The organism is Halococcus agarilyticus (assembly GCF_000334895.1).
Classification (GTDB): Archaea; Halobacteriota; Halobacteria; order Halobacteriales; family Halococcaceae; genus Halococcus; species Halococcus agarilyticus.
In genome coordinates this window covers 116,075-130,323 of sequence record NZ_BAFM01000008.1, presented here as the reverse complement: position 1 = coordinate 130,323, position 14,249 = coordinate 116,075, and the positions used below count along the sequence as shown (strand labels likewise).

General features: G+C 67.1%; 15 protein-coding genes. 10 read left to right on the top strand and 5 right to left on the bottom strand.

The genetic code is table 11. From position 1 onward, the window contains the following. Positions 1-337: 337 nt before the first annotated feature. The 4 genes from TX76_RS08355 to TX76_RS08340 all read left to right on the top strand — a co-directional run bounded on the left by TX76_RS08355 (position 338) and on the right by TX76_RS08340 (position 5,365). Positions 338-2,011, top strand: coding sequence for a glycoside hydrolase family 2 protein (locus TX76_RS08355; protein ID WP_049901477.1), 1,674 nt, complete (start codon positions 338-340; stop codon positions 2,009-2,011). Between the two features lie 255 nt (positions 2,012-2,266). Further along, positions 2,267-3,157: a coiled-coil protein gene (locus tag TX76_RS08350; protein ID WP_049901475.1), complete on the top strand. Its 891-nt coding sequence runs from the start codon at positions 2,267-2,269 to the stop codon at positions 3,155-3,157. 79 nt (positions 3,158-3,236) lie between these two features. Continuing rightward, positions 3,237-4,151: a signal peptide peptidase SppA gene (sppA, locus tag TX76_RS08345; protein ID WP_049901473.1), complete on the top strand. Its 915-nt coding sequence runs from the start codon at positions 3,237-3,239 to the stop codon at positions 4,149-4,151. Between the two features lie 74 nt (positions 4,152-4,225). Continuing rightward, positions 4,226-5,365, top strand: coding sequence for a DUF373 family protein (locus TX76_RS08340; RefSeq protein WP_049901471.1), 1,140 nt, complete (start codon positions 4,226-4,228; stop codon positions 5,363-5,365). On the opposite strand, the gene TX76_RS08335 is transcribed toward TX76_RS08340, so the two are convergent. Both TX76_RS08335 and TX76_RS08330 read right to left on the bottom strand, forming a co-directional pair. Next, positions 5,357-6,046, bottom strand: a complete 690-nt coding sequence (locus TX76_RS08335) for a type I 3-dehydroquinate dehydratase (protein ID WP_049901469.1) — start codon at positions 6,044-6,046, stop codon at positions 5,357-5,359. The genes TX76_RS08340 and TX76_RS08335 overlap by 9 nt on opposite strands. A gap of 34 nt (positions 6,047-6,080) precedes the next feature. Further along, positions 6,081-7,112 carry a DNA-methyltransferase gene (locus tag TX76_RS08330; protein WP_049901467.1) on the bottom strand — a complete coding sequence of 344 codons (1,032 nt, stop codon included), beginning with the start codon at positions 7,110-7,112 and terminating at the stop codon, positions 6,081-6,083. Between the two features lie 426 nt (positions 7,113-7,538). Here TX76_RS08330 and TX76_RS08325 point away from each other — a divergent pair, with 426 nt between their 5' ends. The 4 genes from TX76_RS08325 to TX76_RS08310 all read left to right on the top strand — a co-directional run bounded on the left by TX76_RS08325 (position 7,539) and on the right by TX76_RS08310 (position 11,256). Continuing rightward, entirely contained in the window at positions 7,539-8,516 is a 978-nt protein-coding gene (locus tag TX76_RS08325; protein WP_049901465.1) for a transcription initiation factor IIB, read from the top strand. Between the two features lie 358 nt (positions 8,517-8,874). Next, the gene (gene nreA, locus TX76_RS08320; RefSeq protein ID WP_049901463.1) at positions 8,875-10,140 is read left to right on the top strand and encodes a DNA repair protein NreA; all 1,266 of its coding nucleotides are present in this window, start codon (positions 8,875-8,877) and stop codon (positions 10,138-10,140) included. Positions 10,141-10,241: 101 nt separating this feature from the next. Then, a complete protein-coding gene (locus TX76_RS08315) occupies positions 10,242-11,006 on the top strand; it encodes a CPBP family intramembrane glutamic endopeptidase (protein ID WP_049901461.1) in 765 nt (254 codons plus the stop codon). A 61-nt stretch (positions 11,007-11,067) separates the two neighbouring features. Beyond that, complete coding sequence (locus tag TX76_RS08310; protein ID WP_049901459.1) at positions 11,068-11,256, top strand: hypothetical protein; 189 nt, start codon at positions 11,068-11,070, stop codon at positions 11,254-11,256. A 107-nt stretch (positions 11,257-11,363) separates the two neighbouring features. Here the strand turns inward: TX76_RS08310 and TX76_RS08305 are convergent, their stop codons facing one another. Then, complete coding sequence (locus TX76_RS08305) at positions 11,364-12,047, bottom strand: CPBP family intramembrane glutamic endopeptidase (protein WP_049901458.1); 684 nt, start codon at positions 12,045-12,047, stop codon at positions 11,364-11,366. A gap of 3 nt (positions 12,048-12,050) precedes the next feature. Then, positions 12,051-12,350: a DUF5789 family protein gene (locus TX76_RS08300; RefSeq protein ID WP_049901456.1), complete on the bottom strand. Its 300-nt coding sequence runs from the start codon at positions 12,348-12,350 to the stop codon at positions 12,051-12,053. A 305-nt stretch (positions 12,351-12,655) separates the two neighbouring features. Between TX76_RS08300 and rnhA the strand changes: the two genes are divergently transcribed. After that, a complete protein-coding gene (gene rnhA, locus TX76_RS08295; RefSeq protein ID WP_049901454.1) occupies positions 12,656-13,249 on the top strand; it encodes a ribonuclease HI in 594 nt (197 codons plus the stop codon). Then, positions 13,242-13,802, top strand: a complete 561-nt coding sequence (locus tag TX76_RS08290; protein WP_049901452.1) for a DUF7108 family protein — start codon at positions 13,242-13,244, stop codon at positions 13,800-13,802. Before rnhA ends, TX76_RS08290 begins: the two co-directional genes overlap by 8 nt. Before the next feature lie 87 nt (positions 13,803-13,889). On the opposite strand, the gene TX76_RS08285 is transcribed toward TX76_RS08290, so the two are convergent. Continuing rightward, complete coding sequence (locus TX76_RS08285; RefSeq protein ID WP_049901450.1) at positions 13,890-14,249, bottom strand: hypothetical protein; 360 nt, start codon at positions 14,247-14,249, stop codon at positions 13,890-13,892.

Genomic DNA, 14,249 nt, shown 5'->3' with positions numbered 1-14,249 from the left:
TTTCATGTCCTCGTGAGCGGAGCGAACGAGGGCTCGGAGCGGCTATGCCGATTCGGTGAACGTTTTTGCAAGCCGAGCGGGACGGCTTCTTCGCGCGGCTTCGCCGCGCGAACGGTTCGAGGTCGCCCGAAAATCGAAGATTTTCGGGATGACGAAAGACGCGAAGCGTCTTTCGAACCACGCGTAGCGCCTCGCTACCGCCGTCCTGCTGGCCGTGCGAACGGGCGGTTTTGCCGCCCGTGAGCAGAGGGGGTCGCGCGAGCGCAGCGAGCGCGATCTCCCCGCAGTAAAAAGGTTCGACGCAAGGACTATGATCGCGGCGCACCCGGCTCGAAGCATGGAACTCCGCGAGTGGGAAGCCGCAGCCGTCGATCCCGCGGAGGGACCACCGACCGTCGACGAGTGGACGGCGGTCGATTCGCCGCGTCCGTCGCGGCTCGCCGGCGAGCACGCCGTCGCCTACCGGACATCGTTCGCGGATCCGCGCGAGGGGGCGGGTCGTGCGCTGCTCGAACTCCACGGCCTCTCGCCCCGCGGGCGCGTCTGGCTGAACGACGAGTTCCGCGGCACGCACGACACCCCGTTCACGCCGTTCCGAACGGTGTTCGACCCCGCTCCCGAGAACGAACTCCTCGTCGAATGTCGCGCGCCCGAGAACCGATTCGACGACGCCGGGGAGGCGTCGCCGGCGAACGAGCCAACGATCCCTGGCGTCCGACGAGCGAGCGTCGAACCCACCCCCGAAAACGTCGTCACCGACCTCACGATCCGTCACTACGCAACCGACGACGGGACGGGCGTCAACGCGATCGTCACCGTCGACGCGGGCACCGACCTTCAGAACCGGATCACGCTCTCGCTTCGACGGACGGGCACGGACGGGATGAGCGCACTGAGCCAGGTCGGCGTCACCGCCGACGCGGGCGAGCGCGTGACCGTCCGCGGTCAGCTCACGGTCCGCGATCCGGACCGCTGGCATCCTCACGGGTTCGGTGCGCAGGATCGCTACGTCGTCGACGCCGCGCTCGGCGGGAGCGAACGCACCGCCACAACCGGCTTCCGAACGGTCGAGAGCAGCGCCGACGGGATGGTGGTCAACGGCACTCGTGTCCCGATCCGAGGGTGGTGTTCGCGGTCGGCCACCCCCGAGACAGTCGAGCGCGCGCTCGCGGCGAACGCGACTCTCGTCCGTCCTGTGGGTGCAGTCCCGCCGCCCGCGTTCTACGACGCCGCCGACGAGGCGGGGCTGCTCGTCCTTCAGGACGTTCCGCTCGCTCCCGGCGAGTTCGACGTCGAACGACCGCGCCGGGTCGCCCGCACCCTCGGTGGCACGTACGGCCACCACCCGAGCCTCGCGGGGTTCGGGGTCCGCGACGACGCCGCGAGCTTTGAATCCGCCACCGACGAGAGTGATCGCTATGCGCTCCGTGCGACCGGGAGCGGCGATCCCGCGGCGACCGCGAGCGCGGCCGCGGCGGCGCTGCCGGACGACGTCCCCGCCTTCGTCCTCCCGGGTTTCGACGCCGGTCCCGACGAGGTGACGACCGCGAACGCGTGGGTGCTCGACGGGTTCGCCGGTGCCGACGACCCGCTCGACGCCGGCGCACAGACCAGGTACGTGGTCCCGGGGACGGGTGCGGGCGCGGCCGCGCGGGCCAGACGCGCGCTCGAATCGCTCCGGCAGTCGGGTCGCCCGATCGTCACGGCACTCTCACCGGCGGCGAGCGAACACGCCGTCGACGCCGTCGAGACGGCGTTCGAACCGGTGAAAGCGTTTCTCGACGAGTCGACGCGAGGCGCGACCCGTGTCGTCGTGGTGAACGACACGCCCGAACCAGTGGGGGGAAACCTCGCGTGGACGGCCGCCGACGCCGACGGGACGCTGTCGGTCGAGATCAGCCCCCTCTCGTGGGACGCGGTCGGCGAGATCGACGTGCCGGCGGACGCACGAGCCGTCGAGCTGTCGCTGTCGATCGGCGGTCGTGACGTGATTACCACCGTCAAACGGTAGATGGCGGATCGGCAGAACGGTCGAGTAGGAAAACGAAGCGGTCGGCGGCGCACGATCCATGACACTTGTTTACAGACTGTCGTGACCACAACGTTTAAATCCATCCTGGCAGTACGTGCAGGTACCAGAACGCCGCTGGCGTCTCTGTGGGACCGCACGCACACCGAAATGACACGGGCTTCTCCTCGACAGCCGACAGCGACCGACCGGGAGCGGCGACCACGGACGCCGGCGCGACTGGAATCGTAACGAACCATGCCAAGCACAATCGATCAATCAGCGAACGTCGAACTCACCGACGACGACCTCGACAGCGACTCGAAAGGCCAGCTCATCAAACTCGCCGGCAAGCTCCGCGACCGGCGCAACGACTTGAACCAGATGGCCTCCGAGCGTGCCAGCAAGCGCGACGAGCTCAACGCGAAAACCCGCGAGCAGGTCGACGCCGCCCAAGAGCACAGGGAAAAACGCGACGAGCTGAACGACCAGGTACAGGAGCACAAGTCGAAACGCAACGAGCTCAACGCCGAGGCCAACGAGCTGTTCGACGAGGTCGACGACATGAAGTCCGACCTCGAACTCGACGAGGGGAAGGACCTCGACGAGCTCGAATCCGAGATCGAGGACCTCGAGTTCAAGCAGCAGACCGAGGTGCTCTCGGCCGAGGACGAGCGCGAGCTGATCGAGAAGATCGAGAACAAGCGCGACGAGTATCGACAGCGACAGGAGGCGCTCGACGAGACCGACGGGCTCGAAGAGGTCAAGGCCGAGGCCGAGGAGGTCCGTGCGGAGGCCTCCGAACACCACGAGAAGGTCACCGAGCTCGCCGACGAGGCCCAGGAACACCACAACCAGATGATCGAGGCCTATCGCGAGGCCGACGACGTCCGCGACGAGGCCGACGAGTGGCACGAGAAGTTCGTCGAGGCCCAGGAGACCGCCGACCGCCACCACGAGGACTTCGTCGAGGTGCAAAAGCGCCTGCGCGAGATGGACAAGGAGGAAGAAGAGGAGCGCAAATCCGAGCGCGACAAGAAGCGCGAGGAGGCCGAGGCCGAGGCCGAGGAGATCTACGAGCAGTTCAAGCAGGGCGAGACCCTCGACACCGAGGACCTGATGAAACTGCAGAAAGCGGGCAAGCTCTAGCTACTGACGGGACGTTTTGCGGACGCGATCGCCACACTGTGGGCGAATCCTTAATCCCTCCCGCCCTCCGAAGAAGGGTATGACGGATCACCGATCCAGGCGGCGAGCGCTCGGCGGCATCGTTGCGGGCGCGACCGCCGGTGCGGGAGTGTGGGGGACGATCAAGCGACTTCGATCCCAAGTCAGCGACGGCTACGACGTCGCCGAGGTCGCGGTCGAGGGACCGATCACGCGCGAGGGGAGCCGTCTCCCGAGCAGCCGGCAGCGCTCGATTCCCGCCGACAAGGTGGTCGCGGAGATCGAACGCGCCGACGATGATCCGAACGTCCGGGCGCTGATCGTGAAACTCAACACACCCGGCGGCGAAGTGCTCCCGAGCGAGGACATCCGACTCGCTGCCGAGCGCTTTTCGGGGCCGACGATCGCGTACGCGACCGACACCTGCGCGAGCGGCGGGTACTGGATCGCCAGCGGGTGTGACGAACTCTGGGCGCGCGAGGCCAGCATCGTCGGCTCGATCGGCGTCCGTGGCTCGAACGTGAACGCGAAGGGGCTCGCGGACAAGCTCGGGCTCGAATACCAGCCGCTCAACGCGGGCGAGTACAAGGACGCGGGATTCCCGCTGAAAGAGCCAGAGGAGGAGGATCAGGAGTACCTCCAGGGGATCGTCGACGACTACTACGAGACGTTCGTCGAGCGGGTCGCCGAGGGACGGGGGCTCGACGAGGAAACGGTCAGGGAGACCGAGGCACGGATCTACTTGGGGGCCGACGCCAACGAGAACGGACTGGTCGACGAGCTCGGTACCCGTGAGGACATCGAAGACCACCTCGCCGATCGACTCGACACCCACGAGGTCACCGTCGAGGAGTTCGAGCCCCAACAGAACTTCCTCGAACGACTTCGAGCCGAATCACAGGGCGTGGCGTACGCCTTCGGCGCGGGCGTCGCGGGCGCGGTCGGGGCTGACGAGGAGTTCCGACTCCGACTGTAGGCCGACAGTCCGGTTCGATCGCGGGCCTGCATACATGACGCACGTTTTTATTCGGCGATGCCGTCACGTCGGGCGTGAGCAGCCTCGTCGTCTGCATCGATCGCGGCGCGGTCATCGCCGATACCGCGGGCGAGACGCCGGTGGTCGGCGAGCGAGCGGTGCGCTCGCTCGTCACCGAGGTCGGGCTCGACGACCCCGAGGACAGTCGGGTGAACTGCCTGCTCGAAGGCCTTCGGCTCACACGCGAGCGTCACGACGAGGGCGAGGAGCCAGTTCTCGCGGTGGTGTCGGCCCCGGACGAGTCGGTCGACAGCGACCGGGCGATCGCCAAGCAGGTCGACGATCTCCTCGCCGCCCACCCCGTGGAATCGGCGGTGATCGTGACCGACAACGCGGCCGACGAGCGGCTGGTCCACGTGATCGAGAGCCGCGTTCGAGTGGATGGGGTCTCGCGGGTCGTGGTGCGCCAGGCGCGCGACCTCGAATCCACGTACTACCTCCTGAAGCAGTTCCTCGCCGACGAACAGCTCCGCACTACTGTCCTCGTCCCGATCGGCCTCTTCTTGCTCGCGATGCCCGTCCTGGTCGCCGTGCAGAACGTGACGGCCGCGCTCGCGGCGGTCGCCAGCGTCGCCGGCCTCTTCCTCCTCTACAAGGGCCTCGGCGTCGACCACGCGCTCGCGGTGCTCGCGGGCGGGGTGCGCGACGGGCTCTACACCGGCCGGGTCTCGATCGTGACGACCGTGGTCGCGGCGGGGCTCGCCCTCGTCGGGATCGTCGCGGGCGTCATCAGCGCCACGCCACTCGCAAGCGAGGCGAACGTGCTGACGACCGCGATGGCCTTCCTGTTCGACAGCGTGCCGTGGCTGGCGATCGCCGCGCTGACCGCAAGCGTCGGCCGTGCGCTCGACGAGTGGCTCCGGAACGATCGGGTCGGAAACGCCGCGCTCAACCTCCCGTTCGTGGTAGTAGCGGTCGCGTTCGTCGTCCGCGGGTTCGCGGCGTACTTCCTCGAACGAGCCGGCGTGATCGAACCGCTAACTGTGCCACCGATGGCGCTCGGGATCGTCTCGGTCCGAGGGTTCGCGGTCACCGGCGACGTCCGGCTGGTGGCGTTCGTGGTGTTGGGCGTCTGTATCAGCCTGCTCGGCGTCGGCGTGGCCGCCCGGCTCGGCGACTGGCTCGCGGTCGAGGAACCCGCCGAGTCACCGTAGCGCGTCGAGCAGGCCGGCGAGCGTCGCGAGGTCGTACTGGCCAGGCGCGGTCGCCGCGTCCGGGTCGACGGGCGCGTACGCGATCCGCGAGCCGTACAGCGGCGCGATCGCGCGGGAGTGTCGCCCCGCCGCACCCATCGCCATCGTCGCCACCCGGCGGCCATCCCTATCGAGATCGCGGGTGACCGAGAGCAGCGTGAGCACGTCGTCGACCGATTCGGCGGTGGTAGCGAGCTTCCCGACGTCGCCGTGCTCACAGGCTCGCGAGAGCGTCCGTCGAAGCTCCGACTGGGGTGGCGTCCCCGAGAAGTCGTGAACCGAGACCACGACGCTCGCATCGTGCTCGTGGGCGTGGGCGACGACATCCGTACCGCCACCTTCTCCTGTATTCTCGTTCTCCGTGACTGTCGCCAGTTCGACATCGATAGCTTCGACGGCTGGCTGCTCGGCGGCCCGGCGGAGCACGTCGAGTCGTTCCGGCTCCTCGGCGACCCCACCGCCCTCGGCTTCCGTCCGGTTGGTCGCCAGTATCGGGAGTTCGCCGTCGTAGTCGTCGAGCGCCGCGAGCGGGTCGGTCGCGAGGTCCATCCGGAACTCGACCGCGTCGGCGTGTTCGCGCGCGGCCGGTTCCTCCGTGGGGTCGGCCGTGGCCGCCGCGAGAACGAGGGATTCGAAGTTCATGTCCCCGAGTCCGGCCGGGCGAACAAAAACCCACCTACGGCTCGAACGGCGCGTGCTCGACAGCGTATCCGCCGACGGTCGGGCGGACGTCCTCGACGGCGTAGAGCCGGATCCGTCGTTCCTGGTTCGTGACGACGGGGAAATCGTAGTGTTCGGCGTCGTAGCCGAGTTCCTCGTCCGCCGCTTCGCGCTCCGTGACGAACTCGCGGTGACGATCGAGTCGTCGCTGGACGTAGGACCGAGAACGGGTTTCGAGGTCGGCGATGCGATCGTCGAATCCAGCGAGGAGGGCAGGGTCGCGGTCGTAGGCGACGGAGTTTCGACCGGCGAGCATCGCCGCGAGCGTGGTGGTGCCGGTGCCCGAGAACGGGTCGAGCACGCGATCGCCGTAGACCGAGTACATGTTGACGAGTCGGAGGGGGAGCTGGAGGGGGAACGCGCCCGAGCGGTCGCGGCCCTCGCCGTCGAGCGCCTGATCGGTGCCGGTGAGCGTCCAGAGGTCGGAGAACCACTCGTTGCGCTCCTCCCAGAAGTACGCGCTCTCGTAGCGTCGACGTTCGCCCGGAACGAACTCGCGGGTCGATCCATTGCGAAAGACGAGAACGTACTCGTGTTCGAGGGTGGTGTAGGCGTTCGTCGGCACCATTCCCGAGCCCATGAACTTGGTGAGGCGATTGGCGGGCTTTCGCCAGAGGATATCGGGGAGCGACCGGAACCCGCGTTCGCGCATCGCCTCGACGACGACCGCGTGGTTCGGGTACTGCTGGAACTCGCCGTCGATCGAGCGGGTGGCGTCGCCGACGTTGATACACGCGATTCCCTCCGGTTTGAGCACGCGCGCGAGTTCGTCCCACGCCGGGGCGAGCGCCGCGTGCATCGCCTCGAAGGCCGCCTCGCCATCCTCGTCTTCGAGATGGTCGCCGATCGCCGGATCGAGGTCGGCGAAGAGTTCGTCCCAGAGCTCGATCATCGGGTACGGCGGCGACGTGACCACGAGATCGATCGCGTCGTCGGCGAGGGCGAGGTCGCGGGCGTCGCCGACCGCGGTCACGTGCTGGGTCTGCACGTCACACCCTTCTCCGATCGAAGTAACAACGTTGTGGTTCGTCGCCGGATGGCGTCATCGCAGCTGGGTGGCGGGCGGTTGCGGTGGCGGTGCGGGCCTGGCGGATGAAGGGCGAGGGCGTGAGTGAACGAAGTAAACGAGCGCCCGAGGGCTTCGGCGGTGCGGTTCCTCGGTGGATCGAGGACGAAGCCGTTTCGAACGACGAGAGAGCGAAGCTCTCTCGTCACTAAGCGGGAACGAAGATGCCGTCTCGTAGCACAGTAAAAAAGTGGGCCGTGATGACCGGCATTCGTCGAGACTCGCCGAGGGCGGCGGATAGCGTTTCCGATCCCGGTGAGGCGATCGCCGCGATCCACCGGGAAGGAGCGATCGGTTCACCCCCTCCCAAGGGTTTATGTCCTCGCACGATACTACTATAAAAGTGCAATGACACGGTCCACTCGTCAGCGGGAGCGGCAGGCCGAGACCGAACACGAGGCGGACGAACGGGAGGGGGAAACGGAGGGAGTGCGGGACTGTCCCGAGTGTGATTCTGAAAACCTAGTCAAGAGCGCGGACCGCGGGGAGATCGTCTGTGACGACTGTGGCCTGGTCGTCGAGGAGGAGAACATCGATCCGGGCCCGGAGTGGCGCGCGTTCAACCACGCCGAGCGCCAGCAGAAATCCCGTGTGGGTGCGCCGACCACCCAGACGATGCACGACAAGGGGCTCACCACTACGATCGACTGGAAGGACAAGGACGCCTACGGGCGATCGATCTCCTCGAAGAAACGCTCCCAGATGCACCGACTCCGCAAGTGGCAGGAGCGCATCCGAACGAAGGACGCCGGCGAGCGAAACCTCCAGTTCGCGCTCAGCGAGATCGATCGGATGGCGAGCGCGCTCGGCGTTCCCCGCTCGGTACGCGAGGTCGCCTCCGTCATCTACCGGCGCGCACTCTCGGACGACCTCATCCGCGGGCGCTCGATCGAGGGCGTCGCCACGTCGGCGCTGTACGCGGCCTGTCGGAAGGAGGGCATCCCCCGAAGCCTCGAGGAGATCTCTGAAGTATCGCGCGTCAATCGCAAGGAGATCGGCCGAACCTATCGATACATCTCCCAGGAACTCGGCCTCGAAATGCGTCCCGTCGATCCCAAGAAGTACGTCCCCCGCTTCTGTTCGGAACTCACCCTCTCCGAAGAAGTCCAGTCGAAGGCCAACGACATCATCGAGACTACCGCCGAGAAGGGCCTGCTCTCGGGGAAATCACCCACCGGGTACGCCGCTGCCGCCATTTATGCAGCTTCCCTGCTCTGTAACGAGAAGAAGACCCAGCGCGAGGTCGCCGACGTCGCCCAGGTGACCGAGGTCACCATCCGCAATCGGTATCAGGAGCAGATCGAGGCGATGGGGATTCACGGGTAGACACCCACTTTTTTACTCCTCGGGTGGCCTCCCTCCGGTCGGCCACCACTCGTCGCAAAAACCTGGACTAAAAACTCCCGTTCACTCCCTACGGTCGTTCACGGTACGATCACTGGCTTCCAGCCGCGCCACACCGCGACCGCCACACGCCTCCCCAACCGATTCGCTCACTCGCTCCGCTCGTTTCGCTCATCCCTCGCACGAGAGGTGTGCGCCGACGAGCGGCGCACAGCCGTGCGCCAACCACGTTCACATCATCGCACACTCTGCTCCCGTACCGACCACACCCCGCGTCGGCGCACCACCACATCCACCGCGGACTCAAGATTCAAGCTCTCACGACACCTTCGGTTGAACGATGCGGCTCGACGAGTACTTCGAGGAAATCGAGCGCGACGAGGCCGCAGAGCGCCGCGAGCTGGTGAAAAAGAAATCCTACGCGATCACCGACTACCTCGAAGACGTCGAACACGAGTTCGATCGGCGGGTCTCGGACGACGCGCTGCTCGGCTCCACGTCGCCGACGATCTTCGTCGGGCGATCCTCCTATCCGAACGTCTCGACGGGCGTGCTTTCCCCGGTGGGCAACGAGAAGCGTGCCGCCGACTTCGAGACCGGCGGTCACTGGTACGACCGGAACTTCTCGATCGAGGACGTCTTCCAGCACCGCACAGGATTGGTGAACTCGACTCAGCGCGCCGCCGTCGACAACGTCGCCGACGCGTGGAACGGGTTTCTGGGCACCCAGCGCGAGGTCGCGATCGCCGACAAACCTGTCGACGTCGAGATCGGGCTCGACGGACCGCTCGACGTGGATTTCGAGGTCTCCGAACAGGACGTTTCCTCGCCGACCGGGCCGCGCGCCCAAGCGAAGAGCGCGACGCTGACCGAGAACCCCCACGTCCCGCAGCCAGTCAAGAAGACCCTGGAGGACGACGACTGGCACGCAGCGGGCGCGATGAACTACCTCTACAACCGGGGGTTCGACGTCTACGACATCAACACCATCCTCTCGGCCGGCGCGCTCGGGGAGGGCGCGAACCGGCGGCTCGTGCCCACCAGATGGTCGATCACCGCGGTCGACGACACCGTCGGGAAATTTCTCCGGGGCGGGCTCCGGAACGCGACCTCCGTCGACAAGACCGAGGTGTACTACAACGAATATTTGGGAAACAAGTTCTGGATCGTGCTCGCGCCCGGCAGCTGGGAGTTCGAGCTGGTGGAGTTCAAAGCGCCCGGCAGCGTCTGGAACCCCGATCCCGATCGCGGGATGTGGATCGCGGCCGACCGCGAAGGCTACGAGGGTCGGACGAGCTACGTCGACGAGACCGCGGGTGCGTACTACGCCGCGCGGCTCGGTGTGCTCGAACACCTGGACGAGCACGACCGGCAGGCCTCGGTGCTGGTCTGCCGTCACGTCACGCCCGACTACTGGGGCCCCACTGGAGTCTGGCAGGTGCGCGAGACAGTCAGGGATGCCTTCGCGGACGAGCCGGGCACGGCCCAGTCGTTCGGGGCGGCGCTCCGCGAACTCGGCCCGCAGCTCCCGGTCTCGCTCGCGCGCCTCCGTCGGAAGTCGTCGCTGGCGGCGGGTGTCCAGTCACAGCTCGCCGAGTTCGGGTAAGTCCGGCGTGTTCGTCGGCGTTCGGTTCGATCGATGATCGATCGCCACGCGAGCGTACGGCGGTGATGGGATTTTTGCGTCCTGCCGCCCGACCGTCACGCATGAATACGACGGTCGAGATGGGCGGGGCATGGGGTCGGCTCCGTGCCGTCGGCGTCGGGGCGTCGATCACCGTGGCGGGCTTTCTGGCGGCAGCCGTGCTCGGCTATGTGGTCGGCAACGTAGTAGGTCTACTCGATATCGAACTCTCGCTGACCACGGGCTTCGTCCTGACGGTACTGCTCTTACAGGGCGTCGCCTTCCCGCTGACCGCGTTCGGCTATCTCCGATTACGTGGACTGTCGTTTTCGTTCCTGAAGGCACGCCTGCCGACCCTCCGTGACGTGCTCTGGATCCTGAGTGGCTACGTGCTGGTGTTCGCGCTGGTGTTCGTGCTCCTCCTGCTCGTCGTCAACCTCGGTGTCCCGACCGCGAGTCGAACGGATCAGGCCGCACTCCAGGATCCGGGAACTCTGATCTGGCTCATCCCGCTCTCGCTGCTGGTGATCGGGCCGGGCGAGGAGCTCCTCTTCCGGGGGATCATCCAGAGTCGACTCCGGGAGTCGTTCGGCCCGGTCGGTGCGGTCGTGCTCGCGAGCGCGACGTTCGCCCCGGCGCACATCCTCGCGCTCACCGGCTCGATCCAGGCGCTCGCGGCCACGATCTCGCTGCTGTTCGTCCCCGCGCTCGTCTTCGGCGTGACCTACGAACTCACCGACAACCTCGTCGTCCCGTCGGTCATCCACGGCGCGTACAACGCGACCATCTTCGGGATCGTCTACATCGGACTGCGCTACGGACCGGCCCAGCCGCCAGGGCTGCTGTGACGCTACTGCACCGACCGCGCCTCACGAAACGTCTTTGTTCCCTCCGACGGAGCTGTGAATCATGCTGGTCGCTCAGGCACCCACCCTCCCGGGTGGACCGGTGGTCGCCACCCTCCTGCTCGTCATCGTCGTCACGGGACTCGTGTTCGTCGTGGTGCGCGCTCTCGGTCGTGCCGTCGGTGGCTCGAACGAGGGGCGAATCGACGATCTGGAACGTCGCGTCGACGACCTCGAACGGGAGCAGAACTGACTCGTCGAGCCGGGCAATCGACATCGAGAGCGGCGAACGTCCCGACGACGATCACCAGCACACCTCACTGTCGGAACCATCCTGCTGCGCCCGCCATCACGATCGCATCAGACCGGCACTGGAAGCCATCGGAGCCACCCGGCGACCCGCTCGGGCGGGAGCAGTGGCGGGTGGAGCACGAGCCAGTCGAGGAGGACCAGTCCGAGACCGTGGGCCACGACCGAGGGCAAAATCGAGCCGCTCCGGTAGTCCACCACGCCGAAGAGGACGTCGGTCGGTCCCGAGAGGAGCAGCTCGATCGGCGGTTTCGCCGCGTGCTGGAGCGCGTACAGAACCGGGCTGATGAACGCGCTCTTCACGCCGAGGTCGCTGACGCCCACACAGAGCAGTCCTCGAAAATAGGTCTCGGCCGCGAGCACGATCACGAACTGGCCGACGGCGTGCGGCAAGAAGGCCCCGAACGCCGTGCTCGTCCCCCACATCGGGTAGTACGCCCGCACGGTCGGGAGTGACGAGCCGACGAGATAGAAGGGGCAGACGAACAGCGCGAGCAGCAGGGTGTTCCGAAGTGCCTCGCGATCGACGCACCATCCCAGCCGCTCGCCGTACAGCCATGCCAGCGCGCCGGGCCCGGCGAGATACACGATCGCGTCGCGGGCCGCACGGGCCCACAGCCCGGTGTTCCCCGCGGCGTCGCTCCACGCCATCCACACGACCGCGAGGACGCCGCCCCACAGCAACGACACCTGCACCCACGAGAGCCGGGGGCGATCGAACGTGCGGACCGCCACGACCTACTCGTCCGAGGTCGGCACCGGTCCCGTGCCGACGACCTCGTGAACGTGGGACTCGAACTCCTGGCGGCGCTCGAAGTACGTCTGGTCGATCTCCGCCAGCACGTCGTCGATCCGGCGTGGTCCATCGGACGTCCGGATTTCGATGTCACCGATCCGCCGTTCGAGCCGGGACTTCTCCATCCCCCACGTCAGTCGTGACGTCGCCCGCGCGAGCGGAACGCCGTCGATCGATTCGCCCTCGCCGAGCTCGACGACCGCCCCCTCGTCCTCGCCTTCGCCGTTCTCGTCGTCAGCCATACCCCCACTCCGGCGGGGGGCCGATTAGAGCTTTCGAACCAGCTTCTTCCTTCGTCGGGTCGGCTCGCTTCGCTCGCGTGGATACTCGCCGCCTCCGCTACCGCCACAGTACCGTACTACGCCACATACCTCCCCAACCGATTCCTTCGCTTCGCTCAGTCATCCCTCGCACGGGTCGCGCCTTTGGCGCTCCCGCGCGCCACCACCCTCTCACCGCCGTCAACAGTGATTCCGGACTCCGGTCTCGATCATCGTCGTTGGGCAAATCGGAAACGCTATCCGCCGTCCTCGGCGAGTCTCGACGAATGCCGGTCATCGAGTGTGACGCCGAGCGCGCCCGCGAACGGCTCGAAGCCGCTGGCGTAGCGATCGAGTCGGGCAACACCGATCACGAACGCTGGCGCGCCGCACGCGACGACGCGACCGCGGTCGCCTACGAGGGAAAGGTCGTGATTCAGGGGAACGATCCCGTCCGACTCGCGGCGCTGCTCCAGGAGACCGGCGGGCGCGCCCACTGCTATTTCGACGGCGCGTCGCGCGGAAACCCCGGCCCGGCGGCGATCGGGTGGGTCATCGTCACGAGCGAGGGGATCGTCGACGAGGGCGGCGAACGTATCGACGACACCACCAACAATCGCGCGGAGTACGAGGCCCTCCTCCGGGTGCTCGACGTCGCACGCGAGTACGACTTCGGTACGGTCGATGTCCGCGGCGACTCCCAGCTCGTCGTCGAGCAGGTTCGAGGGACGTGGGACACCAACGAACCCGCACTCCGCGAGCGCCGGGTTCGGGTCCGCGAGCTCCTCGACGGGTTCGACGACTGGTCGATCGAGCACGTCCCGCGCGAGGCGAACGATCGTGCCGACGGACTCGCCAACGAGGCGTTCGAGGATGGGTGAGCTCCCCGCCGCTGCCGTCGACGAGGCAGAGCGTCTCACCCGCCTCGCGCGCGCGGCGACCGACGAGGCCGAGCGCGAGGCGTACCGCGAGGAACGTGCGTCCGTCCTCGCCGACCACGGCTTCACCGCACGGATCCGCGAGGAGGGATCGGACGCAGTGCTCGTCTGCTACCCCGACGAATGGCTCGACGACGGAACGGTTCGGACCGACCGGATCGAGGACACCGATCGCGCGATCGAGCGCCGGCTCTCAGGGCCGGGCGATCCCGACGACTGGCGACAGGTCGCGGCCCACAACGATCGGGTGGTCGCCCGCGTCGCCGAGCGCCACGGCGACGTTCACGCCGCGAACGCCCGGGCGTTCGCCGACTTCATGAGCAACCACTACGCCCGCCGGATCGAGACCGCGACCGCGGACGAACGCTGCGAGTTCCGCGAGGAGTACTTCGTCCGCAACGCGTGGCCGTCGGCCGAACAGCGGTCGGCGATCGAGGAGTCACTCCCGCTCGCTCTCGACGCTGCACGCAGTTTCGGTTCCGACTCCGGACAGTAATTTTTGGACCAGCGTTGTTTATGCAGTCAGACGATCACTTCCGAGTAGAGTCCTGTCGTTGAAACCGACGTTGAGTCTCCCGGCACGTTACGAGGAGTTCTGTGTGTTGACGGTCACCGTTACCCGATCGCTCGTGCCGTTCGCCGTGGCGGCGTCGACGAATCCAGGGTCGCCGGCGAGGACGACCACCGTTTCGTCGGTCACGTGCGTGAGTCGGATCGCGGTGTCGGTTTCCATGGCGTGCGCCGCCCGATACTCTTGGAACGCGACGACGAACTCGCTGGCGTTCGCGGCGTCGTCCCAGCGCAGCGCCCACGCGTGGCCGGCGTCGCCGTCGTCGGTTCGTGCGATCACTCGCCGATCCGCACCCCACCCGGCGGCCGCCGTCGCCGCTCGCGACTCGTTCACGCCGTTTTCGAGCGCGCTCCGGACGAACGCCTCACCCAT

Coding starts and splice junctions, on each gene's coding strand:
- TX76_RS08355 (WP_049901477.1), top strand. CDS start 338: ATGGAACTCCGCGAGTGGGAAGCCGCAGCCGTCGATCCCGCGGAGGGA.
- TX76_RS08350 (WP_049901475.1), top strand. CDS start 2,267: ATGCCAAGCACAATCGATCAATCAGCGAACGTCGAACTCACCGACGAC.
- sppA (WP_049901473.1), top strand. CDS start 3,237: ATGACGGATCACCGATCCAGGCGGCGAGCGCTCGGCGGCATCGTTGCG.
- TX76_RS08335 (WP_049901469.1), bottom strand. CDS start 6,046: ATGAACTTCGAATCCCTCGTTCTCGCGGCGGCCACGGCCGACCCCACG.
- TX76_RS08325 (WP_049901465.1), top strand. CDS start 7,539: ATGACACGGTCCACTCGTCAGCGGGAGCGGCAGGCCGAGACCGAACAC.
- nreA (WP_049901463.1), top strand. CDS start 8,875: ATGCGGCTCGACGAGTACTTCGAGGAAATCGAGCGCGACGAGGCCGCA.
- TX76_RS08315 (WP_049901461.1), top strand. CDS start 10,242: ATGAATACGACGGTCGAGATGGGCGGGGCATGGGGTCGGCTCCGTGCC.
- TX76_RS08310 (WP_049901459.1), top strand. CDS start 11,068: ATGCTGGTCGCTCAGGCACCCACCCTCCCGGGTGGACCGGTGGTCGCC.
- TX76_RS08300 (WP_049901456.1), bottom strand. CDS start 12,350: ATGGCTGACGACGAGAACGGCGAAGGCGAGGACGAGGGGGCGGTCGTC.
- rnhA (WP_049901454.1), top strand. CDS start 12,656: ATGCCGGTCATCGAGTGTGACGCCGAGCGCGCCCGCGAACGGCTCGAA.
- TX76_RS08290 (WP_049901452.1), top strand. CDS start 13,242: ATGGGTGAGCTCCCCGCCGCTGCCGTCGACGAGGCAGAGCGTCTCACC.
- TX76_RS08285 (WP_049901450.1), bottom strand. CDS start 14,249: ATGGGTGAGGCGTTCGTCCGGAGCGCGCTCGAAAACGGCGTGAACGAG.